Origin of the sequence: Kluyvera genomosp. 2, assembly GCF_036759865.1 — a bacterium.
GTDB classification, from domain to species: domain Bacteria; phylum Pseudomonadota; class Gammaproteobacteria; order Enterobacterales; family Enterobacteriaceae; genus Kluyvera; species Kluyvera ascorbata_B.
In genome coordinates, this window is sequence record NZ_JAPKIA010000015.1 from 91,060 (window position 1) to 118,059 (window position 27,000).

22 protein-coding genes are annotated in these 27,000 nt (G+C 56.4%); 18 read left to right on the plus strand and 4 right to left on the minus strand.

The features are described from left to right. Positions 1-81 precede the first annotated feature (81 nt). Together pta and ackA are read right to left on the minus strand one after the other, a co-directional pair. Positions 82-2,226: a phosphate acetyltransferase gene (pta, locus tag V6942_RS16830; RefSeq protein WP_106924267.1), complete on the minus strand. Its 2,145-nt coding sequence runs from the start codon at positions 2,224-2,226 to the stop codon at positions 82-84. Between the two features lie 77 nt (positions 2,227-2,303). Then, entirely contained in the window at positions 2,304-3,506 is a 1,203-nt protein-coding gene (gene ackA / locus V6942_RS16835; RefSeq protein ID WP_182930252.1) for an acetate kinase, read from the minus strand. 336 nt (positions 3,507-3,842) lie between these two features. Here ackA and yfbV point away from each other — a divergent pair, with 336 nt between their 5' ends. From yfbV to V6942_RS16855, 4 genes are all read left to right on the plus strand, one after another. Further along, positions 3,843-4,298, plus strand: a complete 456-nt coding sequence (gene yfbV / locus V6942_RS16840) for a terminus macrodomain insulation protein YfbV (protein ID WP_106924269.1) — start codon at positions 3,843-3,845, stop codon at positions 4,296-4,298. An 81-nt stretch (positions 4,299-4,379) separates the two neighbouring features. Further along, positions 4,380-4,874 (plus strand): YfbU family protein, encoded by a 495-nt coding sequence (locus V6942_RS16845; protein WP_035892491.1) that lies wholly within the window; start codon positions 4,380-4,382, stop codon positions 4,872-4,874. An 11-nt stretch (positions 4,875-4,885) separates the two neighbouring features. After that, entirely contained in the window at positions 4,886-5,545 is a 660-nt protein-coding gene (locus tag V6942_RS16850) for a sugar phosphatase (RefSeq protein WP_333501520.1), read from the plus strand. A gap of 102 nt (positions 5,546-5,647) precedes the next feature. After that, positions 5,648-7,480, plus strand: coding sequence for an SLC13 family permease (locus V6942_RS16855; protein ID WP_333501521.1), 1,833 nt, complete (start codon positions 5,648-5,650; stop codon positions 7,478-7,480). 108 nt (positions 7,481-7,588) lie between these two features. Here V6942_RS16855 and yfbR read toward each other — a convergent pair whose 3' ends face one another. Both yfbR and alaA read right to left on the minus strand, forming a co-directional pair. Continuing rightward, positions 7,589-8,188, minus strand: coding sequence for a 5'-deoxynucleotidase (gene yfbR / locus V6942_RS16860; RefSeq protein WP_106924271.1), 600 nt, complete (start codon positions 8,186-8,188; stop codon positions 7,589-7,591). 83 nt (positions 8,189-8,271) lie between these two features. After that, positions 8,272-9,489: an alanine transaminase AlaA gene (alaA, locus tag V6942_RS16865; RefSeq protein ID WP_333501522.1), complete on the minus strand. Its 1,218-nt coding sequence runs from the start codon at positions 9,487-9,489 to the stop codon at positions 8,272-8,274. Between the two features lie 906 nt (positions 9,490-10,395). Between alaA and lrhA the strand changes: the two genes are divergently transcribed. The 14 genes from lrhA to nuoN all read left to right on the plus strand — a co-directional run bounded on the left by lrhA (position 10,396) and on the right by nuoN (position 26,924). After that, positions 10,396-11,337, plus strand: coding sequence for a transcriptional regulator LrhA (lrhA, locus tag V6942_RS16870; RefSeq protein ID WP_106924273.1), 942 nt, complete (start codon positions 10,396-10,398; stop codon positions 11,335-11,337). A gap of 625 nt (positions 11,338-11,962) precedes the next feature. Next, positions 11,963-12,409, plus strand: coding sequence for an NADH-quinone oxidoreductase subunit NuoA (nuoA, locus tag V6942_RS16875; RefSeq protein ID WP_106924274.1), 447 nt, complete (start codon positions 11,963-11,965; stop codon positions 12,407-12,409). Positions 12,410-12,424: 15 nt separating this feature from the next. Further along, entirely contained in the window at positions 12,425-13,099 is a 675-nt protein-coding gene (nuoB, locus tag V6942_RS16880) for an NADH-quinone oxidoreductase subunit NuoB (RefSeq protein WP_002913178.1), read from the plus strand. A gap of 93 nt (positions 13,100-13,192) precedes the next feature. Further along, positions 13,193-14,998 (plus strand): NADH-quinone oxidoreductase subunit C/D, encoded by a 1,806-nt coding sequence (gene nuoC / locus V6942_RS16885; protein ID WP_333501523.1) that lies wholly within the window; start codon positions 13,193-13,195, stop codon positions 14,996-14,998. Positions 14,999-15,000: 2 nt separating this feature from the next. Then, on the plus strand, positions 15,001-15,501 hold the full coding sequence (nuoE, locus tag V6942_RS16890) for an NADH-quinone oxidoreductase subunit NuoE (protein ID WP_002913160.1): 501 nt from the start codon (positions 15,001-15,003) through the stop codon (positions 15,499-15,501). Continuing rightward, the gene (gene nuoF, locus V6942_RS16895) at positions 15,501-16,838 is read left to right on the plus strand and encodes an NADH-quinone oxidoreductase subunit NuoF (protein ID WP_106924276.1); all 1,338 of its coding nucleotides are present in this window, start codon (positions 15,501-15,503) and stop codon (positions 16,836-16,838) included. The genes nuoE and nuoF overlap by 1 nt, the downstream gene beginning before the upstream one ends. Before the next feature lie 32 nt (positions 16,839-16,870). Then, positions 16,871-19,597 (plus strand): NADH-quinone oxidoreductase subunit NuoG, encoded by a 2,727-nt coding sequence (nuoG, locus tag V6942_RS16900; protein WP_333501524.1) that lies wholly within the window; start codon positions 16,871-16,873, stop codon positions 19,595-19,597. After that, positions 19,594-20,571: an NADH-quinone oxidoreductase subunit NuoH gene (gene nuoH, locus V6942_RS16905; protein ID WP_035892479.1), complete on the plus strand. Its 978-nt coding sequence runs from the start codon at positions 19,594-19,596 to the stop codon at positions 20,569-20,571. The genes nuoG and nuoH overlap by 4 nt, the downstream gene beginning before the upstream one ends. 13 nt (positions 20,572-20,584) lie before the next feature. Beyond that, a complete protein-coding gene (gene nuoI, locus V6942_RS16910; RefSeq protein WP_106924278.1) occupies positions 20,585-21,127 on the plus strand; it encodes an NADH-quinone oxidoreductase subunit NuoI in 543 nt (180 codons plus the stop codon). 11 nt (positions 21,128-21,138) lie between these two features. Further along, entirely contained in the window at positions 21,139-21,693 is a 555-nt protein-coding gene (gene nuoJ / locus V6942_RS16915; protein WP_106924279.1) for an NADH-quinone oxidoreductase subunit J, read from the plus strand. Beyond that, entirely contained in the window at positions 21,690-21,992 is a 303-nt protein-coding gene (gene nuoK / locus V6942_RS16920) for an NADH-quinone oxidoreductase subunit NuoK (protein WP_035892477.1), read from the plus strand. The genes nuoJ and nuoK overlap by 4 nt, the downstream gene beginning before the upstream one ends. After that, a complete protein-coding gene (nuoL, locus tag V6942_RS16925) occupies positions 21,989-23,830 on the plus strand; it encodes an NADH-quinone oxidoreductase subunit L (protein ID WP_333501525.1) in 1,842 nt (613 codons plus the stop codon). Before nuoK ends, nuoL begins: the two co-directional genes overlap by 4 nt. A gap of 100 nt (positions 23,831-23,930) precedes the next feature. Then, positions 23,931-25,460, plus strand: coding sequence for an NADH-quinone oxidoreductase subunit M (gene nuoM / locus V6942_RS16930; protein ID WP_182928566.1), 1,530 nt, complete (start codon positions 23,931-23,933; stop codon positions 25,458-25,460). Between the two features lie 6 nt (positions 25,461-25,466). Further along, positions 25,467-26,924 (plus strand): NADH-quinone oxidoreductase subunit NuoN, encoded by a 1,458-nt coding sequence (gene nuoN, locus V6942_RS16935; RefSeq protein WP_106924282.1) that lies wholly within the window; start codon positions 25,467-25,469, stop codon positions 26,922-26,924. Positions 26,925-27,000 lie beyond the last annotated feature (76 nt).

The following is a 27,000-nucleotide window of genomic DNA, read 5'->3' on the forward strand; positions in this document are numbered from 1 at the left end:
CAGATATAAAAAATCCGGAACGGTTTCCCGCTTCCGGATTTTTTTTTGCCCTAAACCGCCCGCGAACGGGCGGCAGAAGGATTAGCCCTGCTGTGAAGACTGAATCGCGGTCAGAGCGATGGTGTAGACGATATCGTCTACCAGCGCGCCACGGGACAGGTCGTTCACCGGCTTGCGCATACCCTGCAGCATCGGCCCGATGGAGATCAGGTCGGCAGAACGCTGTACCGCTTTGTAGGTGGTGTTACCGGTGTTCAGATCCGGGAAGATGAACACGGTAGCGCGACCGGCAACCGGAGAGTTCGGCGCTTTGGATTTCGCAACGTCAGCCATAACGGCAGCATCGTACTGCAGCGGGCCGTCGATCATCAGGTCAGGACGTTTTTCCTGTGCCAGACGAGTCGCTTCACGTACTTTCTCTACGTCGCTACCTGCACCAGAGGTGCCGGTGGAGTAGGACAGCATCGCCACGCGCGGTTCGATACCGAAAGCAATCGCGGATTCAGCGGACTGAATAGCGATTTCTGCCAGCTGCTCTGCAGTTGGATCCGGGTTGATCGCGCAGTCACCGTAAACGTAAACCTGTTCCGGCAGCAGCATGAAGAACACGGAGGACACCAGAGAGCTGCCCGGCGCGGTTTTGATCAGCTGCAGCGGCGGACGAATGGTGTTCGCCGTAGTGTGAACGGCACCGGAAACCAGACCGTCAACGTCGTCCTGTTCCAGCATCAGGGTACCGAGAACCACGTTGTCTTCCAGCTGTTCGCGGGCAACGGTTTCGGTCATGCCTTTGTTCTTACGCAGTTCGACCAAGCGAGCCACGTAGCTTTCGCGAACCACTTCCGGGTCAACGATTTCAACGCCAGCGCCCAGTTCAACGCCCTGAGACGCCGCAACGCGGTTGATTTCATCCGGGTTACCCAGCAGTACGCAGGTGGCGATACCACGTTCGGCACAGATGGCAGCGGCTTTAACGGTACGCGGTTCGTCGCCTTCCGGCAGAACAACGCGTTTGCCTGCTTTACGCGCCAGCTCGGTCAGCTGGTAGCGGAATGCCGGCGGAGACAGACGACGGCTGTGTTCAGAGGTCGCGGTCAGGGAATCAATCCATTCTGGGTTGATAAAGTTAGCCACGTATTCCTGAACTTTCTCGATGCGCTCGCGGTCATCAACCGGCACTTCCAGGTTGAAGCTCTGCAGGCTCAGAGAGGTCTGCCAGGTGTTGGTGTTCACCATGAATACCGGCAGGCCGGTAGCGAATGCACGTTCGCACAGCTTGCTGATGCGCGGATCCATGTCGTAGCCGCCGGTCAGCAGCAGGGCACCGATTTCTACGCCGTTCATGGCGGCCAGGCAGGCGGCAACCAGCACGTCCGGACGGTCTGCGGAGGTCACCAGCAGGGAACCTGCACGGAAGTGTTCCAGCATGTGCGGAATGCTACGTGCACAGAAGGTGACGGATTTCACGCGGCGGGTGTTGATGTCGCCTTCGTTAATCACGGTCGCGTTCAGGTGGCGTGCCATGTCGATAGCGCGGGTGGCGATCAGATCGAAGCTCCACGGTACCGCGCCCAGGATTGGCATTGCGCTGGTGCTTTTCAGCTGTTCAGCGTCGATTTTAACGACCTGCGCTTTGGAAGAGTCGTCAAAAATTTCAGACAGATCCGGACGAGTACGGCCCTGTTCATCAACCGGTGCGTTCAGTTTGTTAACGATGACGCCGGTGATGTTGGTGTTTTTCGCGCCGCCGAAGCTGTTGCGAGTCAGTTCAATGCGCTCGTTCAGTTGCTCTGGGGTGTCGGTACCCTGAGACATCACGAAGACGATTTCTGCATTCAGCGTTTTGGCAATTTCGTAGTTCAGAGACTGCGCGAACTGGTGCTTACGGGTCGGGACCAGGCCCTCAACCAGAACCACTTCTGCATCTTTGGTGTTCGCGTGGTAGTTAGCGATGATCTCTTCCATCAGCACATCTTTCTGATTGCTGGAGAGCAGGGCTTCTACGTGGCTCATCTTCAGCGGTTCAGCTGCCGTGGTGGTAGATGAGTTAGCGCGAACGATAGTGGTCGTCTGGTCAGGTGCATCGCCACCGGTGCGCGGCTGAGCGATTGGCTTAAAGACGCTCAGACGAACGCCTTTGCGTTCCATAGCACGGATAACGCCAAGGCTGACGCTGGTCAGGCCGACGCTGGTTCCGGTAGGGATCAGCATAATAATACGGGACACGGTTTATCCTCTTTCGTTTACCGCCGGTTTTGGGCGGGATACAAAACAGCACCGCCAGCTAGGCTGGCGGTGTGATATCAGGCAGTCAGACGGTTGGCGTCTTGTGCAATGACCAGCTCTTCGTTGGTCGGGATAACGATGGCAGGACGGGTGCCTTCTTTGTTGATGAAGCCAGACTTGCCGAAACGCGCAGCCAGGTTACGTTCGTGATCAACTTCGAAGCCCAGAACGCCCAGTTTACCCAGGGACAGTTCGCGCACCATTGCAGCGTTTTCACCGATGCCGCCGGTGAAGATAACGGCGTCCAGACGACCTTCCATCAGCGCAGTGTAAGAGCCGATGTATTTCGCCAGACGGTGGCAGTAAACGTCCATTGCACGTTTAGCGTCCGCTTTTTCTTTGTAGTTATCTTCTACATAACGGCAGTCGCTGGTGACTTCGGTCAGACCCAGCAGACCGGACTCTTTGGTCAGCATCTTGTTGATCTGGTCGATGCTCATACCCAGCGTGTCGTGCAGGTGGAAGATGATAGCCGGGTCGATGTCACCAGAGCGGGTACCCATCACCAGACCTTCCAGCGGGGTCAGACCCATAGAGGTATCGACGCATACGCCATTGCGGATAGCAGAAACAGAACCACCGTTGCCCAGATGGCAGGTGATGATGTTCAGTTCTTCAACCGGCTTGTTCAGAACCTTAGCGGCTTCCTGAGTAACATAGAAGTGGCTGGTGCCGTGCGCGCCATAGCGACGGATGCCGTGTTCTTTGTACAGGCTGTACGGCAGAGCGTACAGGTAGGATTCTTCCGGCATGGTCTGGTGGAACGCGGTATCGAATACGGCAACGTTCTTGTCTTTCAGCTGCGGGAAGGATTTCAGCGCTTCGGCGATACCGATCAGGTGAGCCGGGTTGTGCAGCGGCGCGAAAGAGGCAGAGTCTTTGATGCCCTGGATAACGGATTCGTCGATCACAACGGAGCTGGTGTACTTCTCGCCGCCGTGTACGATACGGTGGCCGATCGCGGTCAGCTGAGCAGACAGTTCTGGTTTTTGTGCCAGAATTGTATTAACGATGAAGTTCAGCGCTTCACTGTGAGCGGCGCCTGCACCTAAAGCCGCTTCTTGTTTACCGCCGTCCATTTTCCACTTGATACGTGCTTCTGGAAGATGGAAACATTCGGCTAAACCAGAGAGGTACTCTTCACCGTTGACTGCATCGATGATGGCAAATTTCAGTGAGGAGCTACCGCAGTTCAGAACCAGTACTAACTTACTCGACATGGAAGTACCTATTTATGATACGTGGCTAAAAAAACGTCAATGAGTCATAAAGCGTAGCGCAGGATGACACCGACATTTATGATTAACATCATGCCCGGAACAGTTTTCAGGCATGATCTAAGAAATACATATTGATTCTAAGCCATTTTGCATAATTTTCAGCCAATGGCAGAATATGCGATAATTTGATATGCCGGAGGGGATAGAATCTGGCTATCTCAGGCTGGCACAGGATACCCGATCGTCGGGTGGATGCCAAAATTTTTTGAACGATGTCATACGCAGTTGTTGTTTTAAAAAATATTTTAAATTTTATACGTGAAGTTGAGGTAAGCCATGTCGACTCCCGAGCAACGCCCGGTCAGTTTTTTCAGTTTGTTTAGCCGGGGGCAGCACTATGCAAAGACGTGGCCGCTGGAAAAACGTCTTGCGCCGGTGTTTGTTGAGAACCGTGTGATTCGCGCGACGCGCCATGCGATCCGTTTCATGCCGCCGCTGGCCATATTTACGCTCTGCTGGCAAATCGCGCTCGGCGGTCAGCTCGGCCCGGCGGTAGCGACCGCGCTGTTCGCCCTCAGCCTGCCGATGCAGGGTTTGTGGTGGTTAGGCAAGCGTTCCGTGACGCCGCTGCCGCCGTCAACGCTGCAGTGGTTCTACGAAGTGCGCGGCAAATTACAGGAAGCCGGGCAGGCGCTGTCGCCGGTCGAAGGTAAGCCTGATTACCAGGCGCTGGCTGACACGCTTAAGCGCGCCTTCAAACAACTGGATAAAACTTTCCTCGATGATTTGTAATTGATAGCGAAAAACGCATATAAAAGAAGACACAAACTTTGTGTCTTTTTTTTTGCCGCAACGCGCAACAGGAGTCGAAAAATGGAAATGACCCATGCTCAACGTCTGATTTTGTCTAATCAGTACAAAATGATGACTATGCTTGATCCCGACAACGCTGAGCGCTACCGCCGCCTGCAAACCATTATTGAACGTGGTTATGGATTGCAGATGCGTGAACTGGACAGGGAATTCGGGGAGCTCAAAGAAGAGACCTGCCGCATCGTTATCGACATTATGGAAATGTACCACGCGCTGCACGTTTCCTGGACCAACCTGAAAGATGCCGACACCATTGATGAACGCCGCGTGACCTTCCTGGGCTTTGACGCCGCGACCGAAGCGCGTTTCCTTGGCTACGTGCGCTTTATGGTGAACGTGGAAGGCCGCTATACCCACTTTGATGCCGGCACCCACGGTTTCAACGCCCAGACGCCGATGTGGGACAAATACCAGCGTATGCTGAACGTCTGGCACGGTTGCCCGCGCCAGTATCACCTGAGCAGCAACGAAATTAATCAGATCATCAATGCCTGATGGAGGCCGCCGTGCAGTGTAAGGGGTTCCTGTTTGATTTAGACGGTACGCTGGTAGATTCACTGGCGGTGGTGGAACGTTCCTGGCGTTTCTGGGCCGAAAGCTACGGCGTCAGTCCTGACGCGGTGCTGGATTTTATCCATGGCAAGCAGGCCATCACCACGCTACGTCACTTTATGCCGGGTAAATCGGAAGCGGAAATTCAGGCGGAATTCCTGCGTCTTGAGCAGATAGAAGCCACCGATCTTGACGGTATCAGCGCGCTGCCCGGCGCGCTGACGCTGCTGAACCAGCTCGATGCGCAGCATATTGCATGGGCGATTGTCACTTCCGGATCGATTCCGGTGGCACATGCGCGCCATCGTGCGGCCGGTCTGCCGATGCCGGCGGTGTTTGTCACCGCCGAGCAGGTGAAGCGGGGTAAGCCGCAGCCCGATGCCTACCTGCTGGGTGCCGAGCGACTGGGGCTGGCGCCGCAGAGCTGTCTGGTGGTTGAAGATGCGCCTGCGGGGGTACAGTCTGGCCTGGCAGCAGGCTGCCGCGTGGCGGCGGTGAACGTACCCGCCGGAACGCCGGAACTGCGGCAGGTTGACTTTGTGCTATCGACGCTGGCGTCGCTTCGTGTGGAAAAACTGCCGAGCGGGTTGGTCAACGTCTCGCAGAATGCATGATCTTATGATTTAGCCCCACATTGCTGGGGCTTTTTTCTGTCACTATGGTTAACGGCTTTTTACTTGAACAACTTACCGCTTATTTGATGACAAGGATGTGCTGTGAACGGTGAACTGATTTGGGTGCTCTGTCTGCTGGCGATTGCGGTGGTGCTTTTTGCTACCGGCAAGGTGCGCATGGATGCGATCGCGCTGGGCATTATCGTGGCTTTCGTGCTCAGCGGCACGCTTAGCCTTAGCGAAGCCTTTTCTGGTTTTAGCGACCCTAACGTTATTTTGATTGCCGCGCTGTTTATTATCGGCGACGGCCTGGTCCGCACCGGGGTTGCCACCAAGATGGGCTCCTGGCTGGTGCAGGTGGCGGGCAACAGCGAAACCAAAATGCTGGTATTTCTGATGCTGACCGTCGCCGGACTCGGGGCATTTATGAGTTCGACCGGCGTTGTCGCTATCTTTATTCCGGTGGTGCTAAGCGTTTCGGCGCGCATGAATATCTCGCCCTCGCGGCTGATGATGCCGCTGAGTTTTGCCGGTCTTATCAGCGGCATGATGACGCTGGTGGCCACGCCGCCAAACCTGGTTATCAACAGTGAGCTTATTCGCGAAGGGCTGGAGGGCTTTGGCTTCTTCAGCGTCACGCCGATAGGCCTGGTGGTGCTGGTGTTCGGTATCCTCTATATGCTGGTGATGCGCTTTATGCTCAAGGGGGACGACAACAGCCAGCCGCGCGATGGGCGCAAGCGCAGCACCTTCCGTGATTTAATCAAAGAATACCGGTTAACCGGTCGCGCCCGTCGGCTGGCCATTCGCCCCGGCTCGCCGATGATCGGCCAGCGTCTGGACGATATGAAGCTACGCGAGCGCTACGGCGCTAACATTATCGGGGTCGAGCGCTGGCGGCGTTTCCGCCGGGTGATCGTCAATGTTAACGGGGTATCGGAATTCCGCGCACGCGACGTGCTGTTGATTGACATGTCCGCCGCCGAAATCGACCTGCGTCAGTTCTGTTCCGAGCAAATGCTGGAGCCGATGGTGCTGCGCGGCGAGTATTTCTCCGATCAGGCGCTGGACGTGGGGATGGCAGAAGTCTCGCTTATCCCGGAGTCTGAGCTGATTGGCAAAACCATTCGTGAGATGGGCTTCCGTACCCGCTACGGCCTCAACGTGGTAGGCATGAAGCGCGACGGCGAGGCGCTGGACGGCTCGGTGGTCGATGAATCCCTGCAGCTGGGCGATATCGTTCTGGTGGTGGGAAACTGGAAGCAGATAAGCCATCTGGCGCAAAACGGTCGTGACTTCGTCGTGCTTAACCTGCCGGTTGAAGTCAGCGATGCTTCACCCGCCCACAGCCAGGCCCCGCACGCGATTTTCTGCCTGGTGTTGATGGTGGCGCTGATGCTGACCGACGAAATACCTAACCCGATTGCGGCGATTATTGCCTGCCTGCTGATGGGCAAATTCCGCTGCATTGATGCTCAAAGCGCCTATAAATCGATTCACTGGCCGAGCATCATTTTGATCGTCGGCATGATGCCGTTTGCGCTGGCGCTGCAAAAAACCGGCGGCGTTGATCTGGTGGTGAAAGGGCTGATGGATATCGGCGGCGGGCAGGGGCCTTACCTGATGCTGGGCTGTCTGTTTGTGATGTGCGCCGCGATTGGCCTGTTTATCTCTAACACCGCGACCGCGGTCCTGATGGCGCCGATTGCGCTGGCAACGGCGAAATCGATGGGCGTCTCGCCGTATCCGTTTGCGATGATCGTCGCCATGGCCGCTTCGGCGGCCTTTATGACGCCGGTTTCATCGCCGGTGAATACGCTGGTTCTGGGACCGGGGAAATACAGCTTCAGCGACTTCGTCAAAATAGGCGTGCCGTTTACCGTGCTGGTGATGATTATCTGCGTCGTGCTGGTGCCGATTCTGTTCCCGTTCTGACGATTTTCGCAGGGGCAGGCGCGCAATGCCGGATGGCGGCGTAAACGCCTTATCCGGCCTACGGTTCACTTCCTGTAGGCCGGATAAGCGCAGCGCCATCCGGAGGCGTTACAGCGGTGAATCCTGACTTATTTCATCCAGCGAAAGATGGAAGCTTGGCACGAACACCGCCATAAAGTAGTCCATCTCTTCGCTGCGCCGTGAAGCCAGCGTTTTCTCCAGACGACCTTTGGCCAGCAGAAATTCATTGTTGCCGGCCGACAGCTCTTCCAGACACTTCAGATAAGCGCACAGCGCATCGGCCTGCTTGACGATTGCTTTCTCTTCGTCGCTGCTTTGATGCTCATCGATCAGCGGCGCAAAAATATCGCGCAGCTCCTCCGGCACCATTTCAATCAGCTTCTGCTGGGCAATTTTTTCTATCGCCTTGTACTCCTGGGCAATCTGCGAATTGAAGTACTTCACCGGCGTAGGAAGATCGCCGGTCAACACTTCAGAAGCGTCGTGGTACATCGCCAGCAGGGCAATACGTTCTGCGTTGACCTGGCCGTTAAATTTGCGATTTTTAATGGCGGCAAGCGCATGGGCGACCATTGCGACCTGGAGGCTGTGTTCAGAGACGTTTTCGGTGCGCACGTTGCGCATCAGCGGCCAGCGATTAATTAACTTCAGGCGGGAAAGGTGGGCAAAAAAATGACTCTGATTCATAGCGACCCTTACGCAGTAACTGTGGTAAAGGCATTGTGCGCAGAGATGGCCGTCGGATGCAAATGCCGACGGCCTGGACACGATTACAGCTGGTGATAACCCGACAGGAAGCGGCCAAAGCGGGTGATGGCCATTTCCAGATCGTCTTCACGCGGCAGGGTAACGATACGCACGTGATCCGGCCACGGCCAGTTGAAGGCGGTGCCCTGAACCAGCAGCACTTTCTCCTGGAGCAGGAAGTCCAGCACCATGCGCTGATCGTCGTGGATATTAAAACGTTTCGCGTCTATTTTCGGGAACATATACAGCGCGCCCTGCGGTTTGACGCAGGAAACGCCCGGGATCTCGTTGATCAGCTCCCATGCGCGGTTGCGCTGTTCGTACAGACGCCCGCCGGGCGTAATAAACTCGCTGATGCTTTGATAGCCACCGAGCGCGGTCTGGATGGCGTGCTGCGCCGGAACGTTGGCGCACAGGCGCATTGAAGCCAACATTTCCAGCCCTTCAATATAGCCTTTGGCGTGTTTCTTTGGCCCGTTCAGCACCATCCAGCCCTGACGGAAGCCAGCGACGCGGTAGGTTTTGGACAGGCCGTTAAAGGTCACGGTCAGCAGATCCGGCGCCAGCGCGGCGATCGAATGGTGCTGCGCGGCGTCATACAGGATCTTGTCGTAGATCTCGTCGGCAAAGATGATCAGGTTGTGCTCGCGGGCAATTTCCACGATCTTCATCAGCAGCTCTTTCGAGTACACCGCGCCAGTCGGGTTGTTCGGGTTGATGATCACGATACCGCGGGTGCGCGGCGTGATTTTGGCCCGGATATCGTCGAGATCCGGGAACCAGTCGGCGGACTCGTCGCACAGATAGTGCACCGCTTTACCGCTGGATAACGACACCGCCGCTGTCCACAGCGGGTAGTCGGGAGCCGGCACCAGCATTTCATCACCGCTGTTGAGCAGCGCCTGCATGGCCTGCACGATAAGCTCGGAAACGCCGTTGCCAATGTAAATATCTTCTACCGTCACGTCGCGCATGCCGCGCGCCTGGTAGTGCTGCATGATCGCTTTACGCGCGGAGTAAAGGCCTTTGGAGTCGCAGTAGCCCTGCGCCGTCGGCAGGTTGCGGATCACGTCGACCAGAATTTCATCCGGCGCGTCAAACCCGAAAGGAGCCGGGTTGCCGATATTCAGTTTAAGAACCTTGTTGCCTTCTTCTTCAAGGCGTTTGGCCTCTTTAAGAACCGGGCCACGAATGTCGTAACAAACGTTGTCTAACTTGCTGGATTTTTCGATGGGGGACATGAATCTTTGACCTTTTTAGCTGTTATCGCCACTCCCTGCCGTGGAAGTCAGCACCGAACAATGTACTCCCCATCCCCGTCGTTTTGAAGGGTTAGCAGTAGAAGATTTTGTTCATTCCTTGATGCCGGGACAATGTTTTTTACTAAGGAATGACGTGTCTCTTTGTGCGATCTTTTGTTAATTTATTGCTTTGCAGTTCAATCTACCGCTATTGGGTCTAGGTGTGGTGTTTACGTCTGATAAAAAAGAAATGATTTAGCTTAAGATTCATTTGCCTGGATATACTTTAATCATCCTTCAACGATTTTAATTTTAAATAAAATCTCAGCAAATAAGGATTAGGCATGATACCCATTTTTGTGAAGCTGATGTTAATGGTGACTCTTCGCAAAGATTAATATTTTTTTATATTTTGAAAAGTAATGAATGTGATTTGTTAGATTTCTTAAATTGTTTTGATTCTAAACCTTTTTCAGTTTGAGATACGGCTTATTAAGGCTTATAAATCTTATGGATTTCGGTTAATATGTTGAGGTCAGTAAGAGCCCTATGAGTTAGTTTCACTGATGATTATCATTATAGGTTTTATAACTCAATGTTATTCATCATATTTATTAGCTTCTTTTAAAACGTACAGCAATCCCTCTGAAGCATAATCGCGAAGTCGCTTCCTACAACTTCTTACGCGAGGCCTCACCCAGGGAGAACCCGATAAATAGCGACATGTTTACGGACATATTGTAAAAAGGAACTGCGCGCATTGCCGTCGCAGACAATTTTAATACTGACACTCGTCGGGCAGTCATTCGTCAGAGATTGGTGAAAGATGTTTAAAGGATTAGCCTGAATTTTTTGAGTGCAGCATCAATAAGGCAGGTCGGTTTCCGCACCTGTAAGTGGATTAATATGATAAATGCTAATCGTCCGATACTGAATCTCGACCTCGATCTGCTGAGAACCTTTGTTGCTGTTGCCGATCTGAGCACCTTTGCCGCCGCTGCTGCCGCGGTGTGCCGTACCCAATCCGCCGTAAGCCAGCAGATGCAGCGCCTGGAGCAGCTGGTAGGAAAGGAGCTTTTTGCCCGTCATGGGCGAAATAAGCTGTTAACGGAGCACGGTATTCAACTGCTGGGCTATGCGCGAAAAATTCTGCGATTTAACGATGAAGCATGCACGTCGCTAATGTTTAACCCGCTACAGGGTCAACTGACGCTGGGGTCATCCGACGAATCTGCGGACACCATTCTGCCGTTTTTATTAAACCGCATTAGCTCGGCGTATCCTAAGCTGGCGCTTGACGTGCGGGTAAAACGTCACTGCGTGATGGCCGATATGCTCAAGAATCAAGAAGTGGACCTGGCGTTAACGTCGCACCCGCTGGAAGGTTTTGCCTCGACGGTACTGCGGACCTCGCCTACGCTTTGGTACTGTGCTGCGGAGTTTACGCTGCGCCCCGAAGAGCCGATGCCTCTGGTGCTGCTCGACGATCCAAGCCCGTTCCGCGACACCATCCTCAAGACGCTTGATGCCGCCGGAATGCCGTGGCGTTTAGCCTACGTTGCGTCGTCGCTCTCGGCCGTTCGCGCGGCGGTGAAGGCTGGGCTTGGCGTGACGGCGCGCCCGGTAGAAATGATGAGCCCCGATCTGCGCGCGTTGGGGAAAGGGGAAGGGATGCCGGATCTGCCGGAAACCGAATACATGCTGAGCTATAACGCGGAAAGCGGCAACGAGCTAGCGCAGATGATTTTTGAGTCGCAAGAACCGCGGCACGACGCCTGGCCACAGACGGGTGTGTATACGCCGGAAGAGGGAGATAATCCCCTTATATTTGAAAGGGACATTGATTAACATTCCGGTTGAAAAGTAGTAACAAAATGTAAGTGCAAAAAAGAATCGTAGACGATAAAAAACCAGTTTGCGGTTCTTTTTTTGCGTTTTTTCGCCAGGACCGAAAAAATAAATTTATTAATGTGATAATAATCATGTAATTAGAATTATTTTTCTATTCATACCTACCCATGGCAAACGCAATGCCATATCTCCTGCTAATGTTAAAAAAACGGATAGATTGTTGCCGTTTTACAGGGCGAATTAACAAAAGCGTGTCTTAGATCAAGAAAATACCCCTCATGGGGGGGAGGAATCGTTAGTAATTCCTGTCAAAATAGAGGGGTAATTCCTGTCATTGCTACAAAACGGACACGATTCACCAACCGATAAACCTTAAGGTCTACTGAGGTGAATAGAATCAAAGGGCACGTAATGTTAATGAAATGACTTTGATGTAAATTAATGTGAGGAAACTTTTGTTAAAGTTGACAAAAGGTTATAGAAAGGAGTAAAAAACCTCAACATTTTGCGGTCTGGCGTTCCAATTGGGCTGTTTGTAGGTTTTTTAATCCTCCCCATGAATCGATGTAGCGTCCATCTGCCGGTAAGAGCAGAGCAGGGTAAGCTACTAATTTGGTAAGCTTTGCGTATGTCAACATCCACTGAAATCATCGCTCATCACTGGGCATTCGCTATCTTTCTGATCATTGCCATTGGCCTCTGCTGCCTGATGCTCATCGGCGGCTGGTACCTTGGCGGTCGCGCGCGCGCGCGTAGCAAAAACACCCCGTTTGAATCGGGCATCGACTCCGTTGGCTCCGCACGACTGCGCCTGTCGGCCAAGTTCTATCTGGTCGCCATGTTCTTCGTCATCTTCGACGTCGAAGCGCTTTACCTGTACGCCTGGTCAACGTCCATTCGCGAGAGCGGTTGGGTTGGCTTTATCGAAGCCGCCATTTTCATATTTGTGCTGCTGGCCGGTCTGGTTTACCTCGTTCGCATTGGCGCGCTCGATTGGACGCCTGCGCGTTCTCGCCGCACGCTGGTAAACCCGGAAAACGACAGCGTCACTAACCGTAATACGCAGTAAAAGCGAGGCAATAAGATGGATTATACGCTCACCCGCATAGATCCTAACGGTGAGAACGACCGTTACCCTCTGCAAAAGCAGGAGATCGTGACCGACCCCCTGGAGCAAGAGGTGAACAAAAGCGTGTACATGGGGAAACTCGAACACGCGCTGCACGACATGGTCAACTGGGGTCGTAAGAACTCAATCTGGCCCTACAACTTCGGCCTTTCTTGCTGCTACGTAGAAATGGTGACGTCATTCACTGCGGTGCATGACGTTGCGCGTTTTGGTGCGGAAGTACTGCGCGCTTCCCCGCGTCAGGCTGACCTGATGGTGGTGGCCGGTACCTGCTTTACCAAAATGGCCCCGGTCATTCAGCGCCTGTATGACCAGATGCTGGAACCGAAGTGGGTTATCTCGATGGGTGCCTGCGCCAACTCCGGCGGCATGTACGATATCTATTCCGTGGTGCAAGGCGTCGATAAGTTTATCCCGGTTGACGTGTATATTCCGGGCTGCCCGCCGCGTCCAGAAGCCTATATGCAGGCGCTGATGCTGTTGCAGGAGTCCATCGGTAAAGAACGTCGCCCGCTGTCATGGGTCGTTGGCGATCAGGGCGTGTACCGCGCCAATATGCAGTCGGAACGCGAGCGTAAACGCGGCGAACGCATTGCAGTGACGAATCTGCGCACGCCAGACGAGATTTAATTTGCGCCTGCGGGCGGTGGCATCTTTTGACTTCGCAAATCAACATACAACAGCGCGAAGGCCACCTCCGGCAGTCACCACGGACCTTTTGCAATGGTGAACAATATGACCGATTTAACCGCGCAAGAAGCGGCCGCATGGCAAACCCGCGATCACCTTGATGATCCGGTCATCGGCGAACTGCGCAACCGTTTTGGGCCGGATGCATTTACCGTTCAGGCCACCCGCACCGGGGTTCCTGTCGTTTGGGTTAAGCGCGAGCAGCTGCTGGAGATCGTCGACTTCCTCAAGAAGTTGCCGAAGCCTTATGTGATGCTGTTTGACCTGCACGGCATGGATGAACGCTTACGTACCCACCGCGACGGTTTACCGGCCGCGGACTTTTCCGTTTTCTACCACCTGATCTCAATAGACCGCAATCGCGATATCATGCTCAAGGTGGCTTTGTCTGAAAACGACCTGAACGTGCCAACGCTGACCAAACTTTTCCCGAACGCCAACTGGTACGAGCGTGAAACCTGGGAAATGTTCGGCATTACCTTCAACGGCCACCCTAACCTGCGCCGCATCATGATGCCGTCGACCTGGGAAGGCCACCCGCTGCGTAAAGACTACCCGGCGCGCGCCACCGAATTCGACCCGTTTGAGCTGACCAAAGCCAAGCAGGATCTGGAAATGGAAGCGCTGACCTTCAAACCGGAAGAGTGGGGCATGAAGCGCGGGACCGAAAACGAGGACTTCATGTTCCTCAACCTCGGCCCGAACCACCCGTCTGCGCACGGTGCATTCCGTATTATTCTGCAGCTTGATGGCGAAGAGATTGTCGACTGCGTACCGGACATCGGCTATCACCACCGTGGTGCCGAGAAGATGGGCGAGCGTCAGTCCTGGCACAGCTACATTCCGTACACCGACCGTATCGAGTACCTCGGCGGCTGCGTGAACGAAATGCCGTACGTGCTGGCGGTAGAAAAACTGGCCGGGATCACCGTGCCGGACCGCGTAAACGTTATTCGCGTGATGCTCTCCGAACTGTTCCGCATCAACAGCCACCTGCTGTACATTTCGACGTTTATTCAGGACGTCGGCGCGATGACGCCGGTCTTCTTCGCCTTTACCGACCGTCAGAAAATCTATGATCTGGTCGAAGCGATTACCGGTTTCCGTATGCACCCGGCCTGGTTCCGTATCGGCGGCGTGGCGCACGACCTGCCGCGCGGCTGGGATCGTCTGCTGCGTGAATTCCTCGAGTGGATGCCGAAGCGTCTGGACTCCTACGAGAAAGCCGCGCTGCGTAACACCATTCTGAAAGGCCGCTCCGTCGGCGTTGCGGCTTATACCGCAAAAGAAGCGCTGGAGTGGGGCACCACCGGTGCTGGCCTGCGCGCCACCGGTATCGGCTTCGACGTGCGTAAATGGCGTCCGTATTCTGGCTATGAAAACTTCGACTTTGAAATCCCGAGCGGCGGTGGCGTTTCTGACTGCTACACCCGCGTGATGCTGAAAGTGGAAGAGCTGCGCCAGAGTCTGCGCATTCTTCAGCAGTGCCTCGACAACATGCCGGAAGGCCCGTTCAAAGCGGATCACCCGCTGACCACGCCGCCGCCGAAAGAGCGCACGCTGCAGCACATTGAAACCCTGATCACCCACTTCCTGCAGGTTTCCTGGGGCCCGGTTATGCCGGCGCAGGAGTCCTTCCAGATGGTGGAAGCGACCAAGGGTATTAACAGTTACTACCTGACCAGCGACGGCAGCACCATGAGCTACCGCACCCGTATCCGTACGCCGAGCTATGCGCACTTGCAGCAGATTCCGTCGGCGATCCGTGGCAGCCTGGTATCAGACCTTATCGTCTACCTGGGTAGTATTGATTTTGTTATGTCAGACGTGGACCGCTAATTATGCACGAGAATCAACAACCACAAACCGAGGCTTTTGAGCTGAGTGCGGCAGAGCGTGAAGCCATTGAGCACGAGAAGCACCACTACGAAGACCCGCGTGCGGCGTCCATTGAAGCGCTGAAAATCGTTCAGAAACAGCGCGGCTGGGTACCGGACGGCGCCATTTACGCTATTGCCGACGTGCTGGGTATTCCGGCGAGCGACGTCGAAGGCGTGGCGACGTTCTACAGCCAGATTTTCCGCCAGCCGGTCGGTCGTCACGTGATTCGCTACTGCGACAGCGTGGTGTGCCACATTACCGGTTACCAGGGTATTCAGGCGGCAATCGAGAAGAAGCTGAACATCAAACCGGGTCAAACCACCTTTGATGGTCGCTTCACGCTGCTGCCGACCTGCTGCCTGGGCAACTGCGACAAGGGGCCGACCATGATGATTGATGAGGACACTCACAGCCATCTGACGCCGGAAGCCATTCCTGACCTGCTGGAGCAGTATAAATAATGAAGAATATTATTCTGACTCCCGAAACCCATCCGCTGACCTGGCGTCTTCGTGACGACAAGCAGCCGGTGTGGCTGGAAGAGTATCAGGCGAAAAACGGCTATGCCGGGGCGCGAAAAGCGCTCACCGGGATGGCGCCGGACGAGATCGTCAACCAGGTAAAAGACGCTGGCCTGAAAGGGCGCGGCGGCGCGGGCTTTTCCACCGGTCTGAAGTGGAGCCTGATGCCGAAAGACGAATCCATGAACATCCGTTACCTGCTGTGTAACGCCGATGAAATGGAGCCGGGTACCTACAAAGACCGCCTGCTGATGGAACAGCTGCCGCACCTGCTGGTGGAAGGCATGCTGATCTCCGCGTTTGCCCTGAAGGCGTACCGCGGCTATATCTTCCTGCGTGGGGAATATATTGAAGCGGCGCAGCATCTGCGTCGTGCCATTGCGGAAGCCACCGAAGCGGGCCTGCTCGGGAAGAACATTCTCGGCACCGGCTTTGACTTCGAGCTGTTCGTGCACACCGGCGCCGGGCGTTATATCTGCGGTGAAGAAACCGCGCTGATTAACTCCCTCGAAGGCCGCCGCGCCAACCCGCGCTCCAAGCCGCCGTTCCCGGCAAGCTCCGGCGTATGGGGCAAACCGACCTGCGTCAACAACGTCGAAACGCTGTGCAACGTTCCGGCGATTCTGGCTAACGGCGTCGAGTGGTACCAGAACATCTCGAAAAGCAAAGATGCAGGTACCAAGCTGATGGGCTTCTCCGGCCGCGTGAAAAACCCGGGGCTGTGGGAGCTGCCGTTCGGCACGACGGCGCGTGAAATTCTCGAAGACTACGCGGGCGGCATGCGCGATGGCCTGAAGTTCAAAGCCTGGCAGCCAGGTGGCGCGGGGACCGACTTCCTGACCGAAGCGCACCTTGACCTGCCGATGGAATTCGAAAGCATCGGTAAAGCGGGCAGCCGTCTGGGGACGGCGCTGGCGATGGCCGTCGACCACGAGATTGGCATGGTGTCGCTGGTGCGTAACCTGGAAGAGTTCTTCGCCCGTGAGTCCTGCGGTTGGTGTACGCCGTGCCGCGACGGCCTGCCGTGGAGCGTGAAAATTCTGCGCGCCCTTGAAAAGGGTGAAGGCCAGCCTGGCGATATCGAGACGCTTGAGCAACTGTGTCGATTCTTAGGGCCGGGTAAAACCTTCTGTGCGCATGCGCCTGGTGCGGTTGAGCCGCTGCAGAGCGCCATTAAGTATTTCCGCGACGAATTCGAGGCAGGCATTAAGCAGCAGTTCAGCAATACCCATGCAATCAACGGGATTCAGCCGAACCTGCTTAAGACGCGCTGGTAATCTAAAGATTTATTTATTTTGGAAGCACGCTAATGGCTACGATTCATGTAGACGGCAAAGAATACGAGGTTAACGGAGCGGACAACCTGTTACAGGCATGTCTCTCTCTGGGCCTTGATATTCCATACTTTTGCTGGCACCCGGCGCTGGGCAGCGTCGGTGCTTGCCGCCAGTGTGCGGTGAAGCAATATCAAAACGCGGAAGACACGCGTGGTCGCCTGGTGATGTCCTGCATGACGCCGGCATCTGACGGCACCTTTATTTCTATCGACGACGCAGAAGCGAAGCAGTTCCGCGAGAGCGTGGTGGAGTGGCTGATGACCAACCACCCGCACGACTGTCCGGTCTGTGAAGAGGGCGGCAACTGCCACCTCCAGGATATGACCGTGATGACCGGCCATAGCTTCCGTCGCTATCGCTTTACGAAACGTACCCACCGTAACCAGGACCTGGGGCCGTTCATCTCTCACGAAATGAACCGCTGCATCGCCTGTTACCGCTGCGTGCGTTACTACAAAGACTACGCTGACGGCACCGATCTGGGCGTCTACGGCGCGCACGACAACGTCTACTTCGGGCGTCCGGAAGACGGCACCCTGGAGAGCGAATTCTCCGGTAACCTGGTCGAAATTTGCCCGACCGGCGTATTTACCGATAAAACCCACTCCGAGCGCTACAACCGTAAGTGGGACATGCAGTTTGCGCCAAGCATCTGCCAGCAGTGCTCGTTGGGCTGTAACACCAGCCCGGGCGAACGCTACGGCGAACTGCGTCGTATCGAAAACCGCTACAACGGCACCGTGAACCACTACTTCCTGTGCGATCGCGGTCGTTTCGGCTATGGCTATGTGAACCTGAAAGACCGTCCGCGTCAGCCGGTTCAGCGCCGTGGCGATGACCTGATTACGCTCAACGCCGAACAGGCGATGCAGGGTGCGGCGGATATTCTGCGCCAGTCGAAAAAGGTTATCGGTATCGGCTCCCCACGCGCCAGCATCGAAAGCAACTTCGCGCTGCGCGAGCTGGTCGGAGCGGAAAACTTCTATACCGGTATTGCCCAGAGCGAGCAGGAACGTCTGCAGCTGGTACTGAAAGTGCTGCGCGAAGGCGGTATTCATACCCCGGCGCTGCGCGAAATTGAAACGTATGATGCGGTGCTGGTGTTGGGTGAAGATTTAACCCAGACCGGCGCGCGCGCAGCGCTGGCGGTTCGCCAGGCGGTCAAAGGTAAAGCGCGTGAAATGGCGGCAGCGCAAAAAGTGGCTGACTGGCAGATTGCGGCCATCCTCAACATTGGCCAGCGCGCAAAACATCCGCTGTTTGTGACCAACGTTGACGATACTCGTCTGGATGACATTGCGGCGTGGACCTATCGCGCACCGGTGGAAGACCAGGCGCGCCTGGGCTTTGCTATCGCGCACGCGCTGGATAACAGCGCCCCGGCCGTTGAAGGTCTGGATCGCGATCTGCAGGGCAAGATCGACGTGATCGTGCAGGCGCTGGCGGGAGCGAAGAAACCGCTGATTATTTCCGGTACCAACGCCGGAAGCGCGGAAATTATTCAGGCCGCAGCCAACGTGGCTAAAGCGCTGAAAGGCCGCGGCGCCGACGTGGGGGTTACCATGATTGCCCGCGCGGTGAACAGCATCGGTCTGGGCATGATTGGCGGCGGTTCTCTGGAAGCGGCGTTGAGCGAGCTGGAGTCCGGCGCAGCCGATGCGGTAGTGGTGCTGGAGAACGATCTGCACCGCCATGCTTCCGCTGCGCGCGTTGACGCTGCGCTTTCTAAAGCGCCGCTGGTGATGGTCATTGACCATCAGCGCACCGCGATTATGGATAAAGCGCACCTGGTGCTCTCCGCAGCAAGCTTCGCGGAAAGCGACGGTACGGTCATCAACAACGAAGGCCGCGCGCAGCGCTTCTTCGAGGTGTATGACCCGGCGTACTACGACAGCAAAACCGTGATGCTGGAAAGCTGGCGCTGGCTGCACTCGCTGCACAGCACCGTGCAGAGCCGCGAAGTGGACTGGACGCAGCTCGACCACGTGATCGATGCGGTGGTGGAAAAGCTGCCTCAGCTGGCGGGTATTAAAGACGCCGCGCCGGACGCAAGCTTCCGTATTCGCGGTCAGAAGCTGGCGCGTGAACCGCACCGCTACAGCGGTCGTACGGCAATGCGCGCAAACATCAGCGTGCACGAACCGCGTCAGCCGCAGGATAAAGACACCATGTTCGCCTTCTCGATGGAAGGGAACAACCAGCCGGGCGCGCCGCGCTCGCAGATCCCATTCGCATGGGCACCGGGCTGGAACTCCCCGCAGGCATGGAACAAGTTCCAGGCTGAAGTGGGCGGTAAACTGCGCCACGGCGACCCGGGCGTACGTCTGATTGAAGCTTCCGAAAGCGGTCTGGCGTTCTTCAGCGCCGTGCCGGAAAGTTTCCAGGCGCAGGAAGGCAGCTGGCGTATTGCACCTTACTACCATCTGTTCGGTAGTGACGAAATGTCCCAGCGTTCTCCGGTCTTCCAGAGCCGCATGCCGCAGCCGTACATCAAGCTTAACCCGGCGGACGCCGCGAAGCTTGGCGTCAACGCGGGCGCACGCATTGCCTTTAGCTATGACGGACAGACAATCAGCCTGCCGCTGATTATTTCTGAAGGTCTGGCGGCGGGGCAGGTCGGTCTGCCGATGGGTATGCCGGGCATTGCGCCGGTGATGGCGGGCGGGCGCCTTGATAATCTGCAGGAGGCAAAAGCATGAGTTGGTTAACGCCGGATCTGATTGAGATCCTCCTCAGCATCGTTAAAGCCGTGGTGATTCTGCTGGTGGTTGTCACCTGCGGGGCGTTCATGAGCTTTGGCGAACGTCGCCTTCTGGGCCTGTTCCAGAACCGCTACGGGCCAAACCGCGTAGGCTGGGGCGGTTCGCTCCAGCTCGTTGCCGATATGATCAAAATGTTCTTTAAAGAGGACTGGGTCCCGAAATTTACGGACCGTATGATCTTTACGCTGGCACCGGTTATCGCCTTCACCTCGCTGCTGCTGGCCTTCGCCATTGTGCCGGTCAGCCCAAGCTGGGTGGTCGCCGACCTGAACATCGGGATTCTGTTCTTCCTGATGATGGCGGGTCTGGCGGTCTACGCGGTGCTGTTCGCCGGTTGGTCGAGCAACAACAAATACTCCCTGCTGGGTGCGATGCGTGCGTCTGCGCAGACCCTGAGCTACGAAGTGTTCCTGGGCCTGTCTCTGATGGGCGTAGTGGCGCAGGCCGGTTCATTCAACATGACCGACATCGTCAATAACCAGGCGCACCTGTGGAACGTCATTCCTCAGTTCTTCGGCTTCATTACCTTTGCGATTGCGGGCGTGGCGGTGTGTCACCGTCACCCGTTTGACCAACCGGAAGCCGAGCAGGAGCTGGCCGATGGCTATCACATTGAATATTCCGGTATGAAATTCGGTCTGTTCTTCGTAGGCGAATACATCGGTATCGTCACCGTGTCAGCGCTGATCGTGACGCTGTTCTTCGGTGGCTGGCAAGGCCCGTTCTTACCGCCATTCATCTGGTTCGCGCTGAAAACCGCGTTCTTTATGATGATGTTCATTTTGATTCGTGCGTCGTTACCGCGTCCTCGTTATGACCAGGTAATGTCCTTCGGCTGGAAAGTGTGCCTGCCGCTGACGCTCATCAACTTGCTGGTAACGGCGGCTGTCATTCTCTGGCAGCAGCCATAAGGGGCTATAGACCATGACCTTAAAAGAATTAATCGTAGGCTTCGGCACCCAGGTACGCAGTATCTGGATGATCGGCCTGCATGCGTTCGCCAAACGCGAAACGCAAATGTACCCGGAAGAGCCGGTCTACCTGCCGCCGCGCTACCGTGGCCGTATCGTGCTGACGCGCGATCCGGACGGCGAAGAGCGCTGCGTTGCCTGTAACCTGTGTGCGGTAGCCTGCCCGGTAGGCTGTATCTCTCTGCAAAAAGCGGAGACCAAAGACGGTCGCTGGTATCCGGAGTTTTTCCGCATCAACTTCTCACGCTGCATTTTCTGCGGCCTGTGCGAAGAAGCGTGCCCGACCACGGCGATTCAGTTGACCCCGGATTTTGAACTGGGCGAATACAAGCGTCAGGATCTGGTGTACGAAAAAGAGGATCTGCTGATTTCCGGTCCGGGCAAATACCCGGAATATAACTTCTACCGGATGGCGGGTATGGCAATCGACGGCAAAGATAAAGGCGAAGCAGAGAACGAAGCCAAGCCTATCGACGTCAAGAGCCTGTTACCGTAAGGAGAGGGGCAATGGAATTCGCTTTTTATATCTGTGGCCTTGTTGCTGTCCTCGCGACGCTGCGAGTGATTACGCACACTAACCCGGTACACGCGCTGCTGTATCTGATTATCTCGCTGCTGGCGATTGCCGGGGTGTTCTTCTCGCTGGGGGCGTATTTCGCCGGTGCGCTGGAGATCATCGTTTACGCGGGCGCCATCATGGTGCTGTTCGTCTTCGTGGTGATGATGCTGAACCTGGGCGGTGCGGAAATCGCTCAGGAACGTCAGTGGCTGAAGCCGCAAATCTGGATTGGCCCGGCGATTCTTTCCGCCGTGCTGCTGGCTGTGATGGTGTACGCCATCCTCGGCCTGAATGACCAGGGCATTGATGGCAACGCCATCAGCGCGAAAGACGTCGGTATTGCGCTGTTCGGGCCGTACGTACTGGCGGTGGAACTGGCGTCGATGCTGCTGCTGGCGGGCCTGGTTGTGGCCTTCCATATCGGTCGTGAAGATCGCGCAGGCGAAGTGCTGAGCAATCGTTCGAACGATAGCGCGAAAAGGAAAACGGAGGAACACGCATGATTCCTTTACAACATGGGCTGATCCTCGCGGCGATTTTATTCGTGCTGGGTTTAACCGGTCTGGTTATCCGTCGCAACCTGCTGTTTATGCTGATTGGGCTGGAAATCATGATTAACGCCGCCGCGCTGGCCTTCGTGGTCGCCGGCAGCTACTGGGGCCAGACCGACGGTCAGGTGATGTATATCCTCGCCATTACCCTCGCGGCTGCGGAAGCGAGTATTGGCCTGGCGCTGCTGCTGCAGCTCCATCGTCGCCGCCAGAACCTGAACATCGATTCAGTAAGTGAGTTGCGCGGATGAACATGCTTGCCTTAACCATTATTTTGCCATTGATTGGCTTTGTGCTGCTGGCTTTCTCCCACGGGCGCTGGTCGGAAAACCTCTCCGCTACCGTTGGCGTCGGGTCGATTGGCCTGGCCGCGCTGGTGACCGCCTTTGTCGGGGTAGACTTCTTTGCCAACGGCAAGCAGGCGTTCAGCCTGCCGCTGTGGACGTGGATGTCCGTCGGCGACTTTAACATTGGCTTCAGCCTGGTGCTGGACGGCCTGTCGCTGACCATGCTTTCCGTGGTTACCGGCGTGGGCTTCCTGATCCACATGTTCGCCTCCTGGTATATGCGCGGTGAAGAGGGCTACTCCCGCTTCTTCGCCTACACCAACCTGTTTATCGCCAGCATGGTTGTCCTGGTGCTGTCCGATAACCTGCTGCTGATGTACTTAGGCTGGGAAGGCGTGGGCCTGTGCTCCTATCTGCTGATCGGTTTCTACTACACCGATCCGAAGAACGGCGCTGCGGCGATGAAAGCCTTCGTTGTCACCCGCGTCGGTGACGTCTTCCTGGCGTTCGCGCTGTTCATTCTCTACAACGAGCTGGGCACGCTGAACTTCCGCGAAATGGTTGAACTGGCGCCGGCGCACTTTGCCGCAGGCAACGACATGCTGATGTGGGCAACCCTGATGCTGCTGGGCGGTGCGGTCGGTAAATCCGCGCAGCTGCCGCTGCAGACCTGGCTTGCGGATGCGATGGCGGGCCCAACGCCGGTTTCTGCGCTGATCCACGCAGCGACCATGGTGACCGCGGGCGTGTACCTGATTGCCCGTACTCACGGTCTGTTCCTGCTGACGCCGGAAGTGCTGCATCTGGTCGGGATTGTCGGGGCGATTACCCTGGTGCTGGCGGGCTTTGCCGCGCTGGTGCAGACCGATATCAAACGCGTGCTGGCCTACTCCACCATGAGCCAGATTGGCTACATGTTCCTGGCGCTTGGCGTACAGGCGTGGGATGCGGCGATTTTCCATCTGATGACTCACGCGTTCTTCAAAGCGCTACTGTTCCTGGCGTCCGGCTCGGTGATTCTGGCCTGCCATCACGAACAGAACATCTTCAAGATGGGTGGCCTGCGTAAGTCGATTCCGCTGGTGTATGCCTGCTTCCTGGTCGGTGGTGCCGCGCTCTCCGCGCTGCCGCTGATTACCGCGGGCTTCTTCAGTAAAGACGAAATCCTCGCCGGTGCGATGGCCAACGGTCATATCAATCTGATGGTTGCGGGCCTGGTCGGTGCATTCATGACCTCGCTCTATACCTTCCGTATGATCTTCATCGTCTTCCACGGTAAAGAGCAGATCCACGCGCACGCAGGGAAGGGGATTACCCATCATCTGCCGCTGATTGTGCTGATGATCCTGTCGACCTTTATTGGCGCACTGATTGTGCCGCCGCTGCACGGCGTATTGCCGGCCACGACCGAGCTGGAACATGGCCGCGTGCTGACGCTGGAAATCACCTCCGGCGTGGTGGCGATTGCCGGTATCCTGATTGCCGCATGGCTGTGGCTGGGCCAACGTAGCCTGGTCACCGCGATTGCCAACAGCGCGCCGGGCCGTCTGTTGGGCACCTGGTGGTACAACGCCTGGGGCTTTGACTGGTTGTACGACAAAGTGTTTGTGAAACCGTTCCTGGGCATCGCCTGGCTGCTGAAGAGTGACCCGCTGAATGCGCTGATGAACATTCCGGCCATCCTTTCTCGCCTGGCGGGTAAAGGTCTGGTGCTGAGTGCGAACGGCTATCTGCGCTGGTATGTCGCGTCAATGAGCATTGGTGCCGTCGTGGTGCTGGCGCTGTTGATGGTGTTGCGTTAATTCGTTGGGGAGGATTTTCCTCCCCATGAAAATGTCGTGCTGTTTTCCTGTTCCGGCGGGCGATGCGCTACCGGATAGATGAATAAGGAAATGAACTGCCATGTTATTACCCTGGCTAATACTGATTCCCTTTATCGGCGGTTTTCTCTGCTGGCAGACCGAACGCTTCGGCGTGAAGATGCCGCGCTGGATTGCGCTGGTCACCATGGGACTGACGCTCGCGCTTGGCCTGCAGCTGTGGCTGCAGGGCGGCTACTCACTCACGCAATCCGCCGGTCTGCCGCAGTGGCAGTCTGAGTTTATTCTGCCGTGGATCCCGCGCTTTGGCATTACTATCCATCTGGCTATCGACGGTCTGTCGCTGCTGATGGTGGTGCTGACCGGCCTGCTCGGCGTGCTGGCGGTGCTCTGTTCCTGGCGCGAAATCGAAAAATACCAGGGCTTCTTCCACCTCAACCTGATGTGGATCCTGGGCGGCGTAATCGGCGTGTTCCTCGCCATCGACATGTTCCTGTTCTTCTTCTTCTGGGAGATGATGCTGGTGCCGATGTACTTCCTGATCGCGCTGTGGGGGCATAAAGCCTCTGACGGTAAAACGCGTATCACGGCGGCCACCAAGTTCTTCATCTATACCCAGGCGAGCGGTCTGGTGATGCTGATTGCCATCCTGGCGCTGGTGTTCGTGCACCATAACGCGACCGGCGTGTGGACCTTCAACTATCAGGACCTGCTGAAAACCCCAATGTCGCACGGCGTGGAATACCTGCTGATGCTCGGCTTCTTCATCGCCTTCGCGGTGAAAATGCCGGTTGTGCCGCTGCACGGCTGGCTGCCGGACGCGCATTCTCAGGCACCGACCGCGGGTTCCGTTGACCTGGCGGGGATTCTGCTGAAAACCGCGGCCTACGGTCTGCTGCGCTTTGCGCTGCCGCTGTTCCCGAACGCCTCCGCCGAGTTCGCGCCTATCGCGATGTGGCTGGGTGTGATCGGTATCTTCTACGGCGCGTGGATGGCGTTTACCCAGTACGACATTAAACGCCTGATTGCCTACACCTCCGTTTCCCACATGGGCTTCGTACTGATTGCTATCTATACCGGTAGCCAGCTGGCGTACCAGGGGGCGGTGATTCAGATGATCGCGCACGGGCTGTCTGCGGCCGGTCTGTTCATTCTGTGCGGCCAGCTGTACGAACGTCTGCATACCCGCGACATGCGCCAGATGGGCGGCCTGTGGGGCAAAATTAAGTGGCTGCCGGCGCTGTCGATGTTCTTCGCGGTGGCGACGCTGGGGATGCCGGGTACCGGTAACTTCGTCGGTGAATTTATGATCCTGTTCGGCAGCTACCATGTCGTGCCGGTGATTACGGTGATTTCTACCTTCGGTCTGGTGTTTGCCTCCGTGTACTCGCTGGCGATGCTGCACCGGGCATACTTCGGCAAAGCGAAGAGCGAAATCGCGGCAAAAGAGCTGCCAGGGATGTCGCTGCGCGAGCTGTTTATCGTTCTGTTACTGGTCGTGCTTCTGGTTCTGCTGGGCTTCTACCCGCAGCCTATTCTGGACACGTCACATTCTGCGATGAGCAACATCCAGCAGTGGTTTGTTAATTCTGTTTCAACTACAAGGCCGTAATTCGCCATGACAATAACTCCACAACAACTGATCGCGCTGTTACCGCTGCTGATCGTCGGCTTGACGGTGGTGGTTGTGATGCTCTCCATTGCGTGGCGACGCAATCACTTCCTCAATGCCACGCTGTCGGTCATTGGGCTTAACGCCGCGCTGGTTTCGCTCTGGTTTGTTGGCCAGGCGGGCGCCATGGACGTCACGCCGCTGATGCGCGTTGACGGTTACGCAATGCTCTACACCGGGCTGGTGCTGCTGGCGAGCCTTGCCACCTGTACGTTCGCTTATCCGTGGCTTGAGGGCTATACCGATAACAAGGAAGAGTTCTACCTGCTGGTGCTGATTGCCGCGCTCGGCGGCATTCTGCTGGCGAACGCCAACCACCTGGCGGCGCTGTTCCTCGGTATTGAGCTGATTTCACTGCCGCTGTTCGGCCTGATTGGCTATGCCTTCCGACAGAAGCGTTCTCTGGAAGCGAGCATCAAGTACACCATTCTGTCAGCGGCGGCTTCGTCCTTCCTGCTGTTCGGTATGGCGCTGCTGTACGCGCAGTCTGGCGATCTCTCCTTCCTGGCGCTCGGCAAGAGCCTCAGTGATAACATGCTGCACGAACCGCTGCTGCTGGCGGGGCTGGGCATGATGATCGTGGGCCTGGGCTTCAAGCTCTCGCTGGTGCCGTTCCACCTGTGGACGCCGGACGTCTATCAGGGTGCCCCTGCGCCGGTGTCAACCTTCCTGGCAACCGCCAGCAAGATTGCCATTTTTGGCGTGGTGATGCGTCTGTTCCTGTACGCCCCGGTCGGCGACAGCGAAGCGGTACGCGTGGTGCTGGGCCTGATTGCCTTCGCTTCCATCATCTTCGGTAACCTGATGGCGCTCAGCCAGACCAACATCAAGCGTCTGCTCGGCTACTCGTCTATCTCTCACCTCGGCTACCTGCTGGTGGCGCTGATTGCGCTGCACAGCGGCGAGATGTCGATGGAAACTGTAGGCGTGTATCTGGCCGGTTATCTGTTCAGCAGCCTCGGCGCTTTCGGCGTGGTGAGCCTGATGTCCAGCCCGTACCGTGGCCCGGATGCTGACTCGCTGTACTCCTACCGTGGCCTGTTCTGGAATCGCCCGATTCTGGCGGCGGTGATGACGGTGATGATGCTGTCGCTGGCCGGTATTCCGATGACCCTTGGCTTTATCGGTAAGTTCTACGTACTGGCCGTCGGCGTGCAGGCACACCTGTGGTGGCTGGTCGGCGCGGTAGTCGTTGGTTCCGCGATTGGCCTTTACTACTACCTGCGCGTGGCCGTCAGCCTGTATCTCAGCGCGCCGCAGCAGCCGGGCCGCGATGCGCCGTCTAACTGGCAGTACAGCGCGGGCGGTATCGTGGTGCTGATCTCCGCACTGCTGGTGCTGGTGCTGGGTATTTATCCGCAGCCGCTGATTAGCATTGTGCAGATGGCGATGCCGCTGATGTAATGTTCCTGCTGATGATGTGAAGAACCGCCGATTTATCGGCGGTTTTTTTATGCCTGAAAGCGTGTAGGGTATACGG